General features: G+C 45.0%; 13 protein-coding genes and 1 pseudogene. 8 read left to right on the top strand and 6 right to left on the bottom strand.

Translation table 11 applies throughout. The features are described from left to right. Window positions 1-20: 20 nt before the first annotated feature. The 3 genes from G9U52_RS03640 to G9U52_RS03630 form a co-directional block, all read right to left on the bottom strand. Window positions 21-2,822 carry a helix-turn-helix domain-containing protein gene (locus tag G9U52_RS03640; protein ID WP_243767098.1) on the bottom strand — a complete coding sequence of 934 codons (2,802 nt, stop codon included), beginning with the start codon at window positions 2,820-2,822 and terminating at the stop codon, window positions 21-23. Between the two features lie 80 nt (window positions 2,823-2,902). After that, on the bottom strand, window positions 2,903-3,796 hold the full coding sequence (locus G9U52_RS03635) for an ABC transporter permease (RefSeq protein ID WP_375790225.1): 894 nt from the start codon (window positions 3,794-3,796) through the stop codon (window positions 2,903-2,905). Window positions 3,797-4,088: 292 nt separating this feature from the next. Beyond that, on the bottom strand, window positions 4,089-5,612 hold the full coding sequence (locus tag G9U52_RS03630; RefSeq protein WP_166146239.1) for an extracellular solute-binding protein: 1,524 nt from the start codon (window positions 5,610-5,612) through the stop codon (window positions 4,089-4,091). A gap of 286 nt (window positions 5,613-5,898) precedes the next feature. Between G9U52_RS03630 and G9U52_RS03625 the strand changes: the two are divergent. The 4 genes and pseudogenes from G9U52_RS03625 to larA all read left to right on the top strand — a co-directional run. Further along, window positions 5,899-6,264: pseudogene (locus tag G9U52_RS03625) on the top strand (ABC transporter permease subunit); the annotation flags it as partial. A 174-nt stretch (window positions 6,265-6,438) separates the two neighbouring features. Beyond that, window positions 6,439-7,407 carry a dienelactone hydrolase family protein gene (locus G9U52_RS03620; RefSeq protein WP_243767097.1) on the top strand — a complete coding sequence of 323 codons (969 nt, stop codon included), beginning with the start codon at window positions 6,439-6,441 and terminating at the stop codon, window positions 7,405-7,407. A gap of 304 nt (window positions 7,408-7,711) precedes the next feature. Then, complete coding sequence (locus G9U52_RS03615) at window positions 7,712-8,614, top strand: NAD(P)-dependent oxidoreductase (RefSeq protein WP_375790218.1); 903 nt, start codon at window positions 7,712-7,714, stop codon at window positions 8,612-8,614. Between the two features lie 29 nt (window positions 8,615-8,643). After that, a complete protein-coding gene (gene larA / locus G9U52_RS03610; protein ID WP_166146233.1) occupies window positions 8,644-9,909 on the top strand; it encodes a nickel-dependent lactate racemase in 1,266 nt (421 codons plus the stop codon). A 97-nt stretch (window positions 9,910-10,006) separates the two neighbouring features. Here larA and G9U52_RS03605 read toward each other — a convergent pair whose 3' ends face one another. Next, on the bottom strand, window positions 10,007-10,930 hold the full coding sequence (locus G9U52_RS03605; protein WP_207952761.1) for a DMT family transporter: 924 nt from the start codon (window positions 10,928-10,930) through the stop codon (window positions 10,007-10,009). Between the two features lie 235 nt (window positions 10,931-11,165). Here G9U52_RS03605 and G9U52_RS03600 point away from each other — a divergent pair, with 235 nt between their 5' ends. Beyond that, window positions 11,166-13,496, top strand: a complete 2,331-nt coding sequence (locus G9U52_RS03600) for a helix-turn-helix domain-containing protein (RefSeq protein ID WP_166146230.1) — start codon at window positions 11,166-11,168, stop codon at window positions 13,494-13,496. Between the two features lie 316 nt (window positions 13,497-13,812). Here G9U52_RS03600 and G9U52_RS39125 read toward each other — a convergent pair whose 3' ends face one another. Together G9U52_RS39125 and G9U52_RS39120 are read right to left on the bottom strand one after the other, a co-directional pair. Continuing rightward, a complete protein-coding gene (locus G9U52_RS39125; protein WP_207952760.1) occupies window positions 13,813-13,980 on the bottom strand; it encodes a hypothetical protein in 168 nt (55 codons plus the stop codon). Between the two features lie 605 nt (window positions 13,981-14,585). Beyond that, entirely contained in the window at window positions 14,586-14,897 is a 312-nt protein-coding gene (locus G9U52_RS39120; RefSeq protein ID WP_207952759.1) for a hypothetical protein, read from the bottom strand. A 207-nt stretch (window positions 14,898-15,104) separates the two neighbouring features. Here G9U52_RS39120 and G9U52_RS03595 point away from each other — a divergent pair, with 207 nt between their 5' ends. The 3 genes from G9U52_RS03595 to G9U52_RS03585 all read left to right on the top strand — a co-directional run bounded on the left by G9U52_RS03595 (window position 15,105) and on the right by G9U52_RS03585 (window position 18,682). Beyond that, window positions 15,105-16,064: an ABC transporter permease gene (locus G9U52_RS03595; RefSeq protein ID WP_375790224.1), complete on the top strand. Its 960-nt coding sequence runs from the start codon at window positions 15,105-15,107 to the stop codon at window positions 16,062-16,064. Window positions 16,065-16,082: 18 nt separating this feature from the next. Then, window positions 16,083-16,964 (top strand): carbohydrate ABC transporter permease, encoded by an 882-nt coding sequence (locus G9U52_RS03590; protein ID WP_166146227.1) that lies wholly within the window; start codon window positions 16,083-16,085, stop codon window positions 16,962-16,964. A 185-nt stretch (window positions 16,965-17,149) separates the two neighbouring features. After that, a complete protein-coding gene (locus tag G9U52_RS03585; protein WP_166146224.1) occupies window positions 17,150-18,682 on the top strand; it encodes a type 2 periplasmic-binding domain-containing protein in 1,533 nt (510 codons plus the stop codon). Window positions 18,683-18,689: the final 7 nt, after the last annotated feature.

Raw genomic sequence — 18,689 nt, 5'->3', positions numbered from 1 at the left:
ATTACACCTGTCTCCACGCCTTAACCACCATACTTGCTACGGTATTGGCCGGGCGTCATCTCCTCCTGCTTGCGGAAGGAGCGTATAAAGTTTTGCGGGTTGTTGTATTGTAGTCGCTGGGCAATGTCCTTGATTGGCATGTCCGTTTCAGTCAGCCATTTGCGTGCCATTTGGAAGCGGTAGGTCAATAAATAGTCACTGAACGTCATGTCGGTTTCCTTTTTAAAGACACTGCTTAAATAAAAAGCGTTATAGTGGAGCCTCAGGGCACAGGCGTCGAGTGTCAGGTCGGTATCATATTCGCTGTGGATCATACTGATCATTTGCTCCGATATATTATGGTACTGGGAGTCTCCGCGATCATGGAACACCTGAAGCATCGGCTGCAAAATTCGGCTACGGAACCATAATTCAATTTCCCCGCTTATATAAAGCTGCAAAAGCTCTTCATGCATCGAACGTCCCTCGGTCTGAACCTGCACCAGAGCAATGCCTGACTCCTGTGAAACGATCAATAAATCATTTAAGAGCCGGATCAACGAGATTTGGTAAAGCTGGGGCGTTTGGTCTTTGCCAAGCACCTGCCCTAGCCACTGCTTGAGCAGCACATACGATTTATCCTCATCAGCCAGCTTGATTGACTCAATCAGCTCGTTCTCTAATTGCTTAGGATACGTATAAATCAAAGTATGCTTGCCTGCGTTGAGGTTCTCGTAGGGGACAACGATGCCTTGGCCTAGCTTGAGCCTTTGCATCAAAGCCTCGAGCCCTTCGCGGTAGGCGCGAGCACTTTTATTCGCTTGATCGAAGGGCAGGCTCAAACCGATGCTAATCGATAATCCGAGATAGGTGCGAATATTACGCTGGATGGATTCGGTAAATTGGTAAATACGATCGCGAAACGAATCGCTTTCTGATCGGTCGCTTAAATTCGAATTCTTAAAGCCAATCAAGGTAACTTGGGTTTGGTCGAAAATAACAGGAGTCAGCCGATTGGCGGAGGGAACGATCTCCTCAACAATATTATTGACCGCAAACATCAGCAAATCAAGGTCACTGCCGGAATATCGGGTTTCCTCCAAAGAATCGATTTGCAAGGTCAAAACAATCATCCGATCCCAAGTGTCGATAAGCTCGCCGTAGCCATAAGCACGAAGACGCTCCTCGATCTCGGTCTTTTTCACATTATCCTGGTACATATTAATAAGGAAAAAGCTGCGAACCTGCAAAGAATGGCGGCTGATCTCCAGCTTCAAATTGGAGTTGGAGGCAAATAAATGCTGAATATGCTCCTGAATAACTTGAAATTCATTATGCTTCGTAGCTTTCCAGTCCGGCAATCCCGAAATAGCTGTAAGGATGCCGCGCAATGGATTGTACATTTTACGGCTGCCAAACCAGACGAAAACCACGCTTACTAGAAGGATAAGCAGGCAAGCATATAAAGTAAACCAGCCAATGGCTCTGGATTCTTGTGTAAACTGGCTCATCTCTGTGAATGAGATATAGATCCAATTATTCAAATCGGAATACACATACGTAACTGAATAGTTGCCTATCGCAGTTTCAGTTTCGAATTGTCCGCCGTCTTTGCTCAGATGGGCAAGCTCTTGGTTATCGATGTATCCTGTCTCGGTTACAGCACGGCCGATTAACGACGGATCAGGATGAACCATAATTGTATGGTTTTGGTCCAGGATCATAAAATGGCGCGCCTTGGAGTCGGGCTCCATCATTTGCACCAGGCTGCATACCGGAATGGGAGCAAAGATCATCCCGCGCTTTTCCGATAAAAGCAGGGGGAGCTTTTTGACCAGCACAATGTTCTGGTCGCAGGCATAGCTTTGTGTATCTGGCGAGCCTAGATTTTTACTGTCATGCAGAATCCAACTCGAATTATTTGGCAAATTCATAAAGCTCATCAGGTGGTCTTTTTCTTTGAAGTTGTCCAGGTTGTACAAGCCATTATTGTTAATTATCCAATTCTCGACCGCGTTCAATAGAAGTACATCCGTTACCTTCATATCAAAGGATTGAATATGGCCGAATTCGCGGCGCAGGTTGTTATAGAGCTGGAAGTCATTATAATTCATTGGACGGAACAAAGCATCCTGCATCAAAGTCGAATCTGCCATGTGGTTGAGCGTATAATCAAGCGTTTTCAAAACTTGTTCGATATTGCCTTTCATTTGCTTCATAATGAGTGTATTACTTTGATTTACCTGCTGCTGAATAGATGTAGATGACTCCATATAGGAAAGCAGCCCAAGCGAAAGCACGGGCACAATACATAGCATACAACCGGCGGATTCCTCCAAGCCGTCTGGCAGATTTTGAAAAAAGTTTCGCATAATAATGAGGTTAAACGCATTAATCGCCGTTGGAATAATCAGAGACCAGTAGGAATCGATTAAACCCATTTCTTTGACAATAATAAACGTAGGGATCATCCCGCCGTGAAAAAGCATCGTAAACACGACCATAAACATAATAACTTTGCGCCCATCAAGATCACGCCTTGTCAGCCCGTAAGCCATTAGCGCAGTCAGCAGCATGCTGAACAAGGTACCCACAACGGTGATGCCCACAGAAACCCCTAATGAACGAAAAATCGTATTGGTCGAAAAGATATAGCGGTAAGCGTCAAGTGAAAATACAGTGGGAATCAGCACAAAGTGCTTGGCTGCCAGCTCCTGTGTGGTCGTGAACGAGCCGGCCACTACATGGACAAAAGGCAGGATCATGACAAGTCCGATTAACGCCAGGATTAAATAGTTCCCGGTATCGAATAACCGGCCAGCCCATGATTTATCTTGTATCATGTGTTCAGCTCCTTTTGTGATTGTTCCTCTGATTGCTATTGTTCAAGGATTTTTTGATTTAACGCTGTACGGCAGTCGAACTAATAAATCCCTTCCTCGCCGATTTTCTTGGCTAAGCGGTTGGCACCCATGACCAGTACCAGACCGATGATGGATTTAAAAAATCCGACGGCTGTGCTAAAGCTGTATTGTCCCTGCTTTAAGCCGGCGGTGTACACATATGTGTCAAAAATTTCGGCCACCTGGCGATTTGCTGAGTTGAGCAATAGGTAAACCTGCTCGAATCCGAGCTCAAGCACAGAGCCGATTTTTAGAATAAGCAGGATGACGATTACACTTCGTACCGATGGTAGGGTGATGTGCCACACCTGGCGAAACCGCCCAGCCCCGTCCATCCTTGCTGCTTCATATAGCTGTGGATCGATGGCTGCCATGGCTGCCAAATAAATAATCGTGCCCCAGCCGGCTTCCCGCCAAATAATTTGCAAAATATAGGTGGGGCGAAACCACGCCTCGCTTAGTAAAAAATTAATTTTCGTATAACCACCCGCCACCAACAGCTCATTAATGATACCCCTGTCCATCGACAGCATAACAAAAGTGATGGATACGATAATGACCCATGACATAAAATGCGGAATATACACCAAGGTCTGAATCGTTCGTTTGAACATACTATGCCGAACCTCATTGAGCATCAACGCCAATAAGATAGGCACAGGGAAAAAGAATAGCAGGTTGAGCCCAAATAAAATAAGCGTGTTCGCAAAAATTTGAAAAAATGCCGGATCCTCAAACAGCCGTTGAAAATGCTCCATGCCGACCCAGCGGCTTCCGGTCATCCCCAAATAAGGCTTATAATCCTGAAAGGCGATGATCAGCCCCCACATCGGAACATATTTGAAGATAAGAAAAAATAAAAAGCCTGGCAATATCATTAAGTATATAGCCCTGTTTTTAATAACTCGCCGCATCAGCGTAGAGCTGGAGTTGCGCCTGGCTTTTACTGTGTTGGATAGCGTAGTTTCGCTCATGCTGATTCACTCCTTTGTAAGCATTCATCAGCTGTCCGAAGCACAAGGCTTGAAGCTTGAAAGCTCGAGGTTCGAGATCCAAGATTCGAAGCACGTGTTTCGAGATCCGTTGAAGCAGAGCCAGCAAAGCTAGTAAGGTAAGCTATGACTTAAGCAGGCTTGCTGAGCCTCGGACAGATTCTGGAATGCTCTTAACTGTTTGACTTCATTAATACTTTATTTACTTTTCACTTTATTTCTTAATCTTCTGAAAAGCAGCCGAATATTCCTCAATGATTTTATCGCCGCCATCTTTTCTCCATCTGTCGACCTCTTTTTGAAAGCCGGCCTCGTCAATTTTACCGATAATAAAGTTATAGGTGGCATCCTTAATAATATCCTGCAGCCTTACGCCTTTTTCTGTATAGGTTTTGGAATCTAATGGAGCTGTCGGATCATTAATCAATACTTTATTGTTATCAATGACCAGTTGGCCTGCTTTGGTTCTTGTATCATAGGAGAAGTACGGCTCATACATACCGTTAGTGCTCGGACCTCCAACCATAAGTGCTTGGTAAGGCTTAACGTCACGGTCCGTCAGCTTGGCATCATCCACAACGGCCGCTTTACCATCCTTCAGGGTATAATGCTTGCCATCAAGCCCGAAATTGATGAAGTTGCTTAATTCTGGGCTCATTAATTGATCATAAAAGGTTAAAATCGCTTTAAGGTCCTTGTCGGTTTTGACTGCGGATTTCGGGAATAATACGGCTGAGCCGTAGCCTGGAATGGACCATATACCTGTTTTTCCATCTGGGCCATTCACACGGTTTTGCACATCAAGTACGGCATCCTTGTTTACAGGAGCAATTTTCTGGTAAAGCGAAATTACATCCTCCATCGAGCCGATGTACACGCCAGCTTTGCCTGTGACGAATAGATTAATTTGGTCATTTTTACTTGTAACCGGGAAGTCTTGGTTGATTAGACCTTCCTTGTGCAGCTTTTGAAAATATTTTAAAGTGTCCATATAAGCCGGAAATACAAACTCGGGAGCCATTTTTCCGTCCTTTTCACCCCAATTGTTCGGTGTGCCAAAATAGGAAGCAACGGTTTTAAAAGCGCCATAGAGCAGGTCATTCCGATCAGTTAGACCAATCGTATCTTTTTTTCCATTTTTATCGGGATCATTTTCTGTGAAAGCTTTCATCATTTTATAAAGGTCTTCCGTTGTTTTGGGTGCAGCAAGCCCGAGGCTATCCGCCCAATCCTTGCGGTAAATGACCCCTTGCCTTGAAAGCGGCCGTTCCTGATAAAGCGAATAGATTTTGCCATCTACCGAAGTATTGTTACTGATTGTCGGATTGAGCTTGTTCAAATTCGGATAATCCTTAAGCAGCGGACCTATCTCCCAAAACTGGTTATTGCGGATCGCATCTTTAAACAGCAGCAGTGATGCTTGGTTCCTTATATATACCGCTTGTGGAAGTGTTCCTGTTGCCATCGAAGCGTTCATTTTCTCTTCGTAGCTGCCGTCAGGCACCCATTGAATGTTAATGTCCGTGTTCGTTTTTTCCTCCAGTAGCTTCTCAACGGTATCCGAAGGCACCTCTGCTGTGTGCAAAACCGCCATCATCGTAAACTTAAAGGGACCAGCTGGGGCTGGAGTATTCGCCGCACCACTCGTTTCCGGCTTGCTTGCATTAGGTGTACAACCTGCCGCTACCGTTAAAGACAAAGCAGCTGCGATAACCATCATTCCGCGTTTTTTTCTCATTTGTATAGACCTCCAATTTATTTAAGGTACATCGTTTACGTCCTCAGATTATTCCTCCTTGCCAATTACGTCTATAATCATTGGATTGGCAGGCTCGCAGAAAGCGGTTTAACAAGGAAAAATCCAGTTCTGATCTCATTTATCTGATATAATGATTATTTCCTGGAAAATGATTATTGGACTTGGGAGTGGTATTTGTTACTATGGAATTCAAGTCCTTTTCAGACTAGATATAAGGAGTTTCCATTCATGAACAAGCAAAGCCTATTGACGAAGCTGATTCTTTTCTAAAATTGACGGCTGCAGCGATTGGGGCATTTTATTCAAAATTGTCATCCCGTTGTCGATGCCAGCGATTGCCACGATTTCGTTATTTTATGCAGTTACGTATTGGAATACGTATATGACGGCCATTTTATATTTGAATGAAAATGCCAAATGGCCGATTCAAATTATTTTGCGGCAAATCGTGATTCTCGCAAGCGGACTGAGCGGCGACACGTCTGGCTTTAGTGACAGCTATGTGGCTCCGCCGGACCAAACGATCAAGATGGCCGTTATCGTGGTGGCTACGATTCCCGTACTACTGGTGTATCCATTCCTGCAAAAGCATTTTGCCAAGGGAGCGCTGCTTGGTTCGGTTAAAGGTTAAATAGTCACGTTTAATGGCAATGGGCATTGAAATGAACGTCTTTTCCAGCATACTGGAACTATCATGGATTTATAAAAGGAGCTGTCTGTTATCTGGAAGCCTGACCGATTTCTTGAACAATTAGTTGCGGATACCCAAGTAATCCGTGATCACAGCAGTGGCCATCACGGCAGCTTGGAGGCAAAAAGGGAGCAGCTTCGAGCCAAGCTGCGGCAAACGCTTGGCTCTTATGGAGACGGAGCAGGCGATCAACCGCTGCTTGATCCGGTCGTGCTGGAGAGCACCGACCTGGGCGACGTGATCCGCGAGCGTGTCGAGTATTCGACAGTGGACGGCCTGCGGGTTCCGGCCTATGTGCTGCTGCCCAAGGAACGCGGCAAGCTACCGCTGCCCGCCGTGCTCGCATGGCATGGCCACGGCTATGGCAGCCGTCAGGTCGTCGGGCTGCTCCCGGATGGCTCCGAGGATCAGGGTGAGCCTGGAATCCATCGCCATTTTGCCCTGGAGCTTTGCAGGAGAGGGCTGGTCGTGATCGCTCCCGAGATTGTGGGCTTCGGCGACCGGAAGCTTGACTGGGATATTGCGCAGAATCCAGACACGCCAAACTCATGTTTTCCGATTGCTGCTGCGCTGCTTATGGCAGGCAAAACCATCGCCGGACTCAGGGCGCATGAAGCGATCCGTGCCGCCGATTATTTGGCTCAGCGAGCCGAGGTTGATGCTTCGCGAATTGGCTGCATGGGCTTATCCGGCGGAGGCATGGTGGCGTCCTTATCTGCCGCACTCGACAAGCGGATTCTAGCAACGGTTATTTGTGGCTACAGCAATACGTACGAGAGCAGTATCTTGGCACGCCGCCATTGCTTGGATAATTACATTCCCGGCATATTGCTGCATGCTGAGATGCCGGAATTGATCGGGCTGATTGCACCGCGCGCTTTATTCATCGAATCGGGCAGCCACGACCCGCTATTTCCTGTCGAAGCGACGAGGACGACCATTGCCAAGCTTGAGGAGATTTATACTTCACTTGGCGCCGAAGGCAATATCGAATCGGATATATTTGAGGGTGGCCATGAAATCAGCGGTCGGCTAGCTTTTGATTGGTTAGCAAGAAAGCTTGCGGATCCCAATAAGAATTAACATTAGAGCCATGACAGGAGAACCGCGAAAGTGGTTCTTTTTGCTGTAGGCATAACTAAATCCCTTCGTACAAAAATGTATTATAGACGGAAATTGCAACCACTTATTATAATCATAGTGGTTCTGTCAGCCGCCTGCCCCATATACGTTTGGACAGCAATTGATATTGGGTGCAGGTTTAAGCCAAGAACTGTGGTCAGACTAGGACGGATTTTGATATTTGAGCTGCCTTGAGGAAACATCAAGAAATGTCGCTTTCATATCTATCGAACTTCAATTAAACTGTAAGGGTAGCATTTATGGGATGTATCAAAGGAGGAATTTGAAAATGGGTTCAATTAAACAAGATGCCGCTATCGGCTTTATCGGTACGGGTGTTATGGGACAAAGCATGGTCAAAAACTTGATTAAAGCAGGGTATAAGCTTCATGTGTACAGCAGAACCAAATCGAAGACCGATGAGCTAGTGGAAGCGGGAGCTGTTTGGCAGGAATCACCTGCCGCATTAGCTAGCGAGGTTGATGTGGTGATCACTATGGTAGGTTTTCCGAGTGACGTTGAGGAGGTTTACTTGGGTGAGCAAGGCGTTGTCCATAATGCTAAGCCAGGTACCTATTTCGTGGACATGACCACTTCAAGCCCTTCATTGGCTAAAAAAATTGAGGAAGAAGCGAAAAAAGTGGGCAGCTATTCGTTGGATGCTCCTGTCTCCGGTGGCGATGTTGGTGCCAAAGAAGCAAGGCTTTCCATTATGGTTGGTGGCGACCAGGATGTATTTGAAGCTATGAAGCCAATCTTTGAGGTTATGGGCAAAAATATCGTCCACCAAGGGAAAGCAGGAGCAGGACAGCATACGAAAATGTCCAATCAAATTGCGATTGCCTCGAATATGATGGGTGTTTGCGAAGCTTTAATTTATTCCAAAAAGGCTGGACTTGATCCGTCCACTGTACTTAAAAGCATTGAATCCGGTGCTGCTGGAAGCTGGTCGTTAAGCAATTTGGGACCAAGAATTATTGATGGCAATTTTGAGCCGGGATTTTTTGTGAAGCATTTTATTAAAGATATGGGTATCGCGATCGAAGCGGCTGATGAGATGGGTTTACAAACGCATGGCTTAAAGCTTGCCAAATCTTTGTATGAGCAGTTGAAAGAGATGGGCGAAGAAAATAGCGGAACACAAGCTCTTTATAAAATTTACGAGTAGTGGATACGATTATAAAGGCGTGATAACTAGTGGAAACCTTTTTACAATATGGAAAAGCTGAATTGCGTATCCAGGTGCCTGACCATGCAACCGTCATTGAGCCCTCCCATATGGAGGGTCTTAAGGATGAGAAGGCAGCCGTGATGGCAGCTTTACAGCAGCCGATAGGTGTGCCCCGCCTGCGGGATATGGTCAAGGCAACGGATACGGTAGCGATTGTAATCAGCGATATTACGCGCCCCACGCCTAACGAAAAGCTGGTGCCTTGGTTAATTGAGGAGCTTTCACATGTTCCAGCCGGGCAATTCGTTATTATTAATGGCACAGGGACGCATCGCGACCAAACCCGGGAAGAATTCGTACAGATGCTGGGCGATGAAATTGTCGACAAGTATCGGGTAATTAATCACCATTGTCATAATCAAGACGAATTGGTCAATTTGGGCAAAATCTCATTTGGCTGTGACGCCTATTTGAACAAGGAATATGTGGAAGCTGATTTTAGAATCGTTACCGGGTTTATCGAGCCGCATTTTTTTGCTGGATTTTCTGGTGGTCCCAAGGGCATTATGCCGGGTATCGCGGGTATTGAAACGATTCTGACCTTCCACAATGCGAGAATGATCGGTGACCCTCTTGCCACTTGGGGCAATATGGATCGTAATCCGCTGCAGGAAATGGCTGGCGAGGTTAACCGTCTCTGCAAGCCGCATTTTATGCTGAACGTAGCCTTAAATAAGGACAAGGAAATTACCGAGGTTTTTGCCGGAGAGCTATTTGAAGCGCACAAAATAGGCTGTGCCTATGCGAAGGCGCATGCGATGGTCGCGGTGGAGCAACGTTATGATGTCGTCATTACATCGAATTCAGGCTACCCCTTGGACCAAAATTTATACCAGGCGGTCAAAGGGATGAGCGCTGCACATAAAATCGTCAAGCAAGGCGGCACGATCATTAGTGCAGCTGAATGCTCTGACGGGATACCGGATCATGGCAACTACGCGGCGATTTTGCAATTACGTCGAACACCACAGGAGATTCTGGATCTGATTAATGATCCCTCCTTCTCCCAGTTCGACCAATGGCAGGTGCAGAAGCAAGCGGTCATCCAGGTTTGGGCCGATGTATATGTCCGCTCATCATTGCCCGATGAGCTTGTTGAGAAAGCGATGTTTAAGCCAACGGCTAATATTGATGAAACGCTGGAGCAACTAAAACAGAAATATGGCGAAGGCATGACCGTCGCCGTATTGCCGTTGGGACCGTTAACGATTCCTTATGTGCAGGGTGAATAGCCGTTATTAGCAGGTAAAGTTAGCACGTTGATTTAGCCATTTCAAAGAGCCTTTGAGGCAACGGATCGGGAGCTAGTCCTAAACCAATCCTGTTGCTTCAAAGGCTTTTTTCTTTATTTTCACTAATCCCATCCGCATTACCGCTTTTATTAAACCGCAAAAAGATATAAATACCGATAAAGATTACACAAGAACCAAGCGCCTGCGGAAGGGTAATGGATTCACCCCAAATCAAGTAAGCCAATAGGCAGGTTCCTATAGGCTCTCCAAGGATACTCATCGAAATCGTCGATGCACTTAACCATTTAATCAACCAATTAAAAATCGTTTGTCCCATTAAAGTTGGAATGATAGCCAGTCCCAGAAAGCATAGCCAATCTGAGGCTGGATAGCCAACCAAAGGAGCTTGCATCATCAGGCAATAGGCGAGCAGGAATAACGAGCTTGTGGAATAGACAATAATGCCAAAAGGGACGAGGGACATATGCTTTCGAACATTTTGGGCGATTAAAAAATAAGCAGTAATTGCCGCGGCTCCAAGTAGGGCTAGAATGTCTCCGTAGAGCGCTGCTTCACCTAATTGCATATCCCCCCAGCCAATAATTACACTGCCTACGATCGAAAGAACACCTCCGCTGACCGCTACTTTTCTTAATCTTTCCCCATAGATCAAATAGCCCCCAATAAAAGCGAACAACGGTTGAAGCGTCACAAGTACAGTTGAACTGGCCACGGACGTGAACAGCAAGGATTCAAACCAAAGTAAATAATGGACTGCAATAAAAGCACCGGATAATGAACCCCATATCCATTGCTTCCTCGTTATTTTTCTAAGATCGGCTAAAGCATTGGGCACTATTAATAAGAAAGGGAGCAATAATATAAAGGAAAAAAACATCCGGTACAAGGCAGTTATGGGCGCTGGAGCGCTGGAAAGCTTTACAAAAATAGCTGAAGTGGAGAGAGCAAATACGCCCAGCAGTACATAGAGGGCAAAAAGTAAATTGTGCTTGCGGGACAAATAAAGAGCCTCCCTATCATGAAAATCATGCCTGACCTCTATAGATTGCCATATATGCTCCTATTCGTCTACTATATTGACCAATTTTGCCCTGAAATTAGTGGATGACAAGGATTGACGGTTCAATGCCGGGGTGGTTGAAGTTATAATCATGTAGTACAATACAGGTGTCGATCATGAATTACAGACATAACAGACATTGCGCGGAATCGTCCCGCAGCAGTTGGAGGCGACTATGGTTAATTGGCTAAACCGCTTGTATCGAATCCTATTTCCTGGGAAAGAGGAACGAAGCGGTAAATATTTTCACCGTTTAATTTGGGTCGGATGCCTTTCGGTATGTGTGCCTATTTTGATTGCTGGCTTAGTATATTATCAATTTGCGATGGAGCGGACCAAGGGTCAAATTATAGATGAAAGCAAATCCTCTCTGGCCTTAACGAGAGATAGGGCGGAACGCATTATCCAAGGCATTGAGAAGGAATCGCTACAACTGGCGGCCGAGCCGATCATTAACGATTTGTTCACTAATCGCATTGTAGATAAGCCTTTAGTATGGCATCTAGAGTTGATCAACAAAATTTTGCTGGTCAAAAATGCCAATGATTTCATTAATGAAATTTATTTCTACACCAATCAGGAAAATATAGTCCTAACGAACCAATATGGAGGCGTAGAATTACAGGAATTTAAATACAAAAATGATGTAGAGCAATTAATGGCAGATAAAAATCCGTTGCGCTGGATTTATTTGCCTGACAGCCAACAGGAGGGTTTGATTACCTATTTCCGTAAAGTGCCGGTTGTAAGCACATCAGCGAATCAAGGCATTCTTGCTTTCCAAGTGGAAGCTAAAGGCATTATGCGCTTTTTGCCGGATGAAACGGATCTCTTTTTTAAAGGAAAAGAAATGATCTTTGTGAGCTATCCCCATTCACTGGGTGCGGCAACGAATCAAACGACAGCGAATCGGCAAATGATAGAAAATTCGCCAGTTTTGCAAAAAATAAGTGAAGCTACCAACAGTATTGATAGCTTTTATTTTACAGACGAGGATGGAAAGGAGTCACACTACTCCTATGTGAAAAGTGTATTTGGACGTACCTATGTATCGGTCATTCCTGAGGCGCTTATTACGGAAAGGCTGGTTTGGATTCGTGTAGTTACCTTGTTAGCGTTAACTTTTTTTATTATATTGGCGGTTATTTTCACCTATTTCAGCACGAAGCGAGCCTACAGTCCAGTAGAGCAGCTTATTAAGCATAGCCGGTCACTTGGGGAAGGGCTTATTCAAAGCAATGAAAATGAATTCGACTATATTCGCGCTTGCCTTGATTACTTGAGTAAAGAGACACAGCAATTGGGCAGCTATATGGACAAGGTCCAGCCAACCCTTCGTGAACGGTGCTTGCAGCAGCTTATTAATGGCGATTATGTGCTCAGTACCTCACTAATCCAGGACTGTGAAACGTACGGGCTAACCGTCAAATCCAACTACGTGATCATGGTCGTAGAAGTGGAGAATGTGATACGGGAAACAAGGTTCCTGCCAGGGGACCAGCCGATTATCGCTTTTGCCGTGTCCAATGTTATTCAGGAGCTCATGGAAAAAACTGATGATTTAAAGGGCTATGTGTTCCCTTATCAAGGAAAGGGAATCGCCTTGCTGCAATGGAGCCAGGATGCGGAGCAATCCAAGCTGCCTGAGCGCTTGATCGAATTCGCCCATACGGTATGCGAGTCTTTAAAAAGCTTCCTATCCTTTGATGCCTCGGTTGGCATTGGCCGTTGTTACTCGCATATTGCGGACGTTCCGGTTTCATATAAGGAAGCAGAGGTTGCGCTGCAATACCGGATTTACCAGGATACGGCCTCTGTTTTATATATAGAGGATCTGGAAAATTCGAAAACGCGGGCAGTATTTCGGTATCCGCGTGACCTTGAAGGCGCAATCGTCGACTCTTTATCCAAAGGCGAATTGGCGCAAGCCGAGCAATCCCTTGAAAGATTTACGAAGGCATTGCAGACCTCACAATCGTATAATTTTATCCACCAAAGCTATTCCGTCTTATTGTCCGCAGTGATCACTTCCTTGGAGAAGCAAGGGGGGAGCATTTTGGATATTCTAGAACATAATCTGTTCGGGCAATTGGAAAGCAAGCAAACCTCGCGCGATATTATTGATTGGTTTACGGTGGTGCTGTTCCCGCTTCACAAAAAGCTTACCGAGGATTCGTTGAACGATACCGGACAAACCGCGATTTGGCAGGTTTCCCAGTATATTCGTGACCATTGTACAGAGGATCTTTCCTTGGTACATTGTGCCGAGCTGGTTGGCATGAGCCCTTCTTATGTGAGCAGGCTTTTCAAAAAGGAAATGGGCATCAACTTTCTGGAATTCGTTGTGGAGTGCAAGGTAGAGGAAGCGAAGCGGCTATTGCTGGAAACCGATCAAAGCATCAGCGAGATCGCGGCGATCATTGGCTATTCGGAGCGAAATTTGACGAGAGTGTTCCAGCGGAATATTCAAATGACACCGGGGATGTTTAGGACGGCTTATCGTTAAGGGTAAATACGTGCAGCTGCACGACCAAGATATTCCTCCGATTGCTGTTGTTCAAGAAGCCATCATATTACCGAGTTCATAGTAAATACGTGCAGCTGCGCGACCAAGATGTTCCTCCAATTGCTGTTGTTCAAGGAATTTTTGATTAGATAAATGATTAGCGGTAAAATTCCTTGAACAAAGGCACCGCTTTGCTATCTCCAGAACACCTTGGTCGCTCCGCTTGTTATTTTCATACTTTCACGAGCCTAAAAAGCCTTCATATTCCCGGATTAAATGGGATTGGAGGCTTCTTTCTTTTTATTTCTCGCTTTGCTCAATACTGAGCCACTGCCTCAATAGGCATCTTCACAGCTTTTGCTATCACGTCCAGAGCTATCCCTTGCTTGTATATGCCTAGAATGGCATTTGCACGAGCCCATTCATACAAAGGGGCATTTGCTGGGGGATCAATCGGCAATTTCAGCAGTTCAACAAAATGCAATTCTAATTTATCCGTGCCTAGCTGTAATGTGTATCTTGTTCTAGCACCTAGCAGGCTAATCAGAATTGGCTTTGTTCTTTCATTACCAAATACAGATTTAAAAACACTATTTACTTTACACTATCTACTTTTAAAGAAATAAATCGACTTTTCTTATTATTTACGGTCTACGCCAAAATCAGCGCTTGACGATGTCAAAAGGTAGATCAGTTGGACGAGTGGGAAAACCTCCTGTTTCTTTCAAAAATCCACCTTTCTAATACTTACATGGAAAAACTACCTTAAATTTGAGCCCAATGGGCTCAAACCTTGAAATCAAGGCGGTTTAGCTGGAGGTTTTCCAGTTACCTTTCTTTTTGTCAGAGTTCAAGCGCAATTAGCTGGAGCTATTCCGTTAAAACCAGCATACTGTCGGGTCAGAATCGATATGCCGCAACCCGTTTACTTCGGTGCTACTCATGCAGACTAATTTCGGTTTCTTCTAACTCCAATTTTAGCTACTCCGCATTCGTCAAGCACTTGTTTCTGCATAGAGCCTATTTAACTGATTAATATCTCCGCTGAAATCCATCTTATTTCCGATCACCATCCCATACCAAGTTGTTTTAAACTACCTGTAAAGCCTTCGGGATGTTCTCGTTGCTTTGAACAATTCCAGAATACCATAAAAAATTGAAGGAAATAACGACAAAACAGTCGTAATCCCTCAAAAAAATTCCCTGAAATCCCTGTCCGTCCACTCTCCACCGGCCCCCGCATCCGCCCCCCAAGCAAGCAAATCCCGAAGGGACAGCGACTCTTATCCAACGTTGCCGCACAACCCGCATCCGCTGCCAAACCAAGCGTGTCCCGAAGGGACGGTAGCGCCCCGAGAACCCCGCAGCCTCGCCGCACGCCAAAGGGAGTCCAGAGGGCAAAGCCCTTTGGGTCCCTCCCTATAAGGGAGGGTGGGGAGGGTGCTCTCTGAGGGTGCTCCCTAATTATATCAAATGACAAGAACTGTCCCTCCGTATCTCTTTCCTGCAAATTCAAGAATTGTCTGTATACTGCCCTCTGCATGCCGTTTAGTATAGGACTCACAAGGAACGTCCATAACAAATGAACAGAGAGGGTGTACAGCAATGATGGAAACAAGCAAAGCCGTACTGGTCACCAGAAGACCAAGTAACGTAGGCTATGGCTCTAGATTGTGGAATCGGATGGTTCAGCATAAATATATGTATATGCTGGCAATACCGGGTATTTTATTTTTTCTCATTTTTAAATTTGTACCGCTTTGGGGCTTGATGCTTGCTTTTAAAGAATATAATCCGTACTTAGGATTTACAGGCAGTGAGTGGGTAGGGCTGAAGCATTTTAATGAGTTGTTTTCGGATCGAAACTTTTATATTATGCTGCGAAACACCTTTGCGATCAATATTTTCGGCTTGATTTTTATGTTTCCTATGCCGATTCTTCTGGCTTTAATGTTAAATGAAGTGCGTCATGAATTCTTCAAACGTATTAATCAGTCAGTTGTATATTTACCGCATTTTTTATCTTGGGTAGTTGTAGCCAGTATGACGTTTTTTGTATTATCGACCGATGTGGGAATTGTTAATAAATTGATTACCGACTCCGGCGGTGAAAGTATTCCTTTCTTGTCCAACCCTAACTATTTTTGGGCGATGATTACGGTACAGAACATGTGGAAAGAGGTGGGCTGGGGAACGATCATCTTCCTTGCGGCTATGGCCGGTGTAGATCCACAAAGATATGAAGCAGCCGTTGTGGATGGTGCAACCCGTTGGCGCCAAATTTGGCATATTACTTTGCCAGCGATTCGTCCAACGATCTTCATTTTACTTATTCTGCGTCTTGGACAAATGGCGGATGTAGGCTTTGAACAAATATTATTGATGATGAACCCGTTAGTCTCGTCGCTCGCTGAAGTATTTGATACGTATGCATATACCCAAGGGATTCTTAAAGGACAGATTAGCACCGGGGTTACAGTAGGTATGTTTAAGGGTGTCGTTGGCTTCGTGCTTGTGATGGTATCCAATTATGTAGTGAAAAAATTAGGGCATGAAGGCATCTATTAATAGAAGGAGGAGAATCTGATGAGTTTTGTTTCGTCGAAGAAGCTGCAGCCCTTTGATTGGGTCAACTATACATTGTTGGGGATCATTTCATTGGTTTGCGTATTTCCGTTTTTGTATGTGTTTAGTGTATCTTTTACAGATCCAGAGGTTTATGTGCCTTTGCAGTTTTATATTTTTCCGGAAAAATGGTCGCTCTCTGCTTACAAATATATTTTATCGACCAACAGCTTCACTAACGCATTAAAAAGCACAACCTTTATTACGGTGATCGGCACGATCCTTAACATTATTGTATCGTTCTCACTGGCTTATGCACTAACGAAAAAAACAATGCCCGGACGTGGTATCATGATGGGAGCGGTTATTTTCACACTGGTGTTCAGTGCGGGTATCGTCCCGAACTACCTGCTGATCAAGCAATTGGGCTTGCTAAATTCATACTGGGCGCTGATCTGGCCTGCACTCACTAACGCATGGAGTTTAATTGTTATTAAAAGCTTCCTGGAATCCTTGCCCTCAGAGCTTGAGGATTCCGCGAAAATTGACGGCTGTTCCGATCTGGGTGTGTTTATGCGGATTGTCATTCCGTTGTCGATGCCTGCGATTGCTGCATTTACCTTGTTCTTCGCAGTTGCCCATTGGAACACGTACTTTAATGCGATGATCTATATTTCCGATTCGAAGAAATGGACGCTTCAGGTGCTGGTCAAGACATTGGTTATCGATTCCGATTCCAATGGTGTGGCTCAGTCGGGTTCCGGTGGCGATGACCGCATGGTACCACAGGAGACCATTCGTATGGCTTCGATTATGATGGCGATGGCGCCAATCCTTGTCATTTACCCATTCCTGCAAAAGCACTTTGCCAAAGGCGTAATGCTGGGCTCAGTCAAAGGTTAAGCTACAAAACATAGCTATAACACAGCTAGGATGAAGAACAGACAGTTCTTATCCTGCCCTGAGCTGTACATCAATTGTCTGTATAACTCCGTGCCGGGAAGCTATAAGATCGATAAAGTAAAGAGAAAATGTTCTCCATCAAGGGAACCTCTTCCAACATAATATTTTAGGAGGAAATCAATCAAATGAAATCAACACGCAAATGGACAGCAGGCGTATCCTGCATGGTGGCGCTATCGGTTTTAGCTGGCTGCGCAGGTAACGAGGCTCAACCAACAACAACACCAGGTGCAGCAGGAACAGGAGCTTCCGGGAAACCGCTGGAGATTAAATTTTTTGCCGGACTTTATAATGAAGTTCCCGATATGAATAATGCATTCTGGACAGAATGGCAAAAAAGAACAAATACGAAGCTGGATATGGAATGGATCCCCGATGGCGATTTGAATACGAAGCTGGATCTATTGCTGGCTTCTGCCGATTTGCCTGAAGTGCTTGCAGCACCGTCGGCGGTTCGCCCTACTTTATTGAATGCTGTACGCAGTGGCGCCTTTTGGGATTTGACGCCTTTCCTTGGCGATATGAGCCAATATCCGAATTTGAAAAACAATTTGGGTAAGGATGCACTTAAATATTTGACCGTTGATGGCAAGATCTATGCCGTGCCACGCTCCCGCTCAAGGATCGATCCCGGTATTAAGATTCGTAAGGATTGGCTGGACAAGCTGAATATTCCGGTTCCAACTACACTGGATGAATATGCAGCTGCTTTGAAGAAAATCGTTGAAGGTGATCCGGATGGCAATGGCAAAAAGGATACTTTGGGCTTAATCGGTAATGAGATTATTGTTAAAGATGCGGATCCTTCCTTTGCTGCTGGCTTTGGCGCGCTGGATCCTACTTTCGATGCAGAAGGTGGGATGATCGAAAGCCGTTTGACTCCACAATATGCGGATGCGGTGCTCTTTTATAAAAAGCTGTATGATGATGGCATTCTGTCCAAGGAATTTGCGGTTATGAAAAAGTCACAAGCCGAAGAATTGTACAAAACGGGTAGAGCGGCTTCTTATGGACGTAGTGTATGGTGGGACAATGAGTGGGAAACCGCAATCAAAAAAGTTCAACCTGAAGGAAAGATTCTTAACCTTCATCTAAAAGGACCTAAGGGCGACGCGATTGAGCTGCAAACCGGAGTTTCCGGTGGCTACTACATTTCCAAAAAGGTTCCTGAAGCTAAGGTTAAAGAGTTATTAAAATATTTTGACCAAACAGCTTCAACTGAATTGACTGATTTGGGGTATTATGGAATTGAAGGTGTCCATCATACTGTCGTGGACGGACAAAAGGTGTTGAATGATCTAGGTATTAAAGAAGTGAATACCACCAGTAAAGGTGCAGGTGTACTTGCTTACTCGAAATGGGGTAAGGTAGAGAGCGCGTCAGGCAGCAAGGCTTACAATGATGCGAAGAAAAAGGAAGTTGAAATTTTCGACGAGGTTGGTAAAGTAAACCCATTTAACTATACGTTGTCGAACACATGGAACAGCACATGGCCTAAATATGAGAATGAGTGGAAAGCGAATGTAACGAAGGCGATTGTTGGCCAAATTACAATAGACGAGTACAAGGCTTATGTGGAAAAGATCAACAACACACCAGAAATGAAAAAGGCCTACAAGGAATTTGCTGAATCCTATAAAGCTTTTAATGCGAAATAGACTGCAA

The sequence above is a fragment of the Paenibacillus agricola genome (assembly GCF_011440305.1).
Lineage (GTDB): Bacteria > Bacillota > Bacilli > Paenibacillales > NBRC-103111 > Paenibacillus_S > Paenibacillus_S agricola.
Note: the sequence above shows the minus strand (reverse complement) of the source record. Positions and strands in the feature narration are given on the sequence as shown.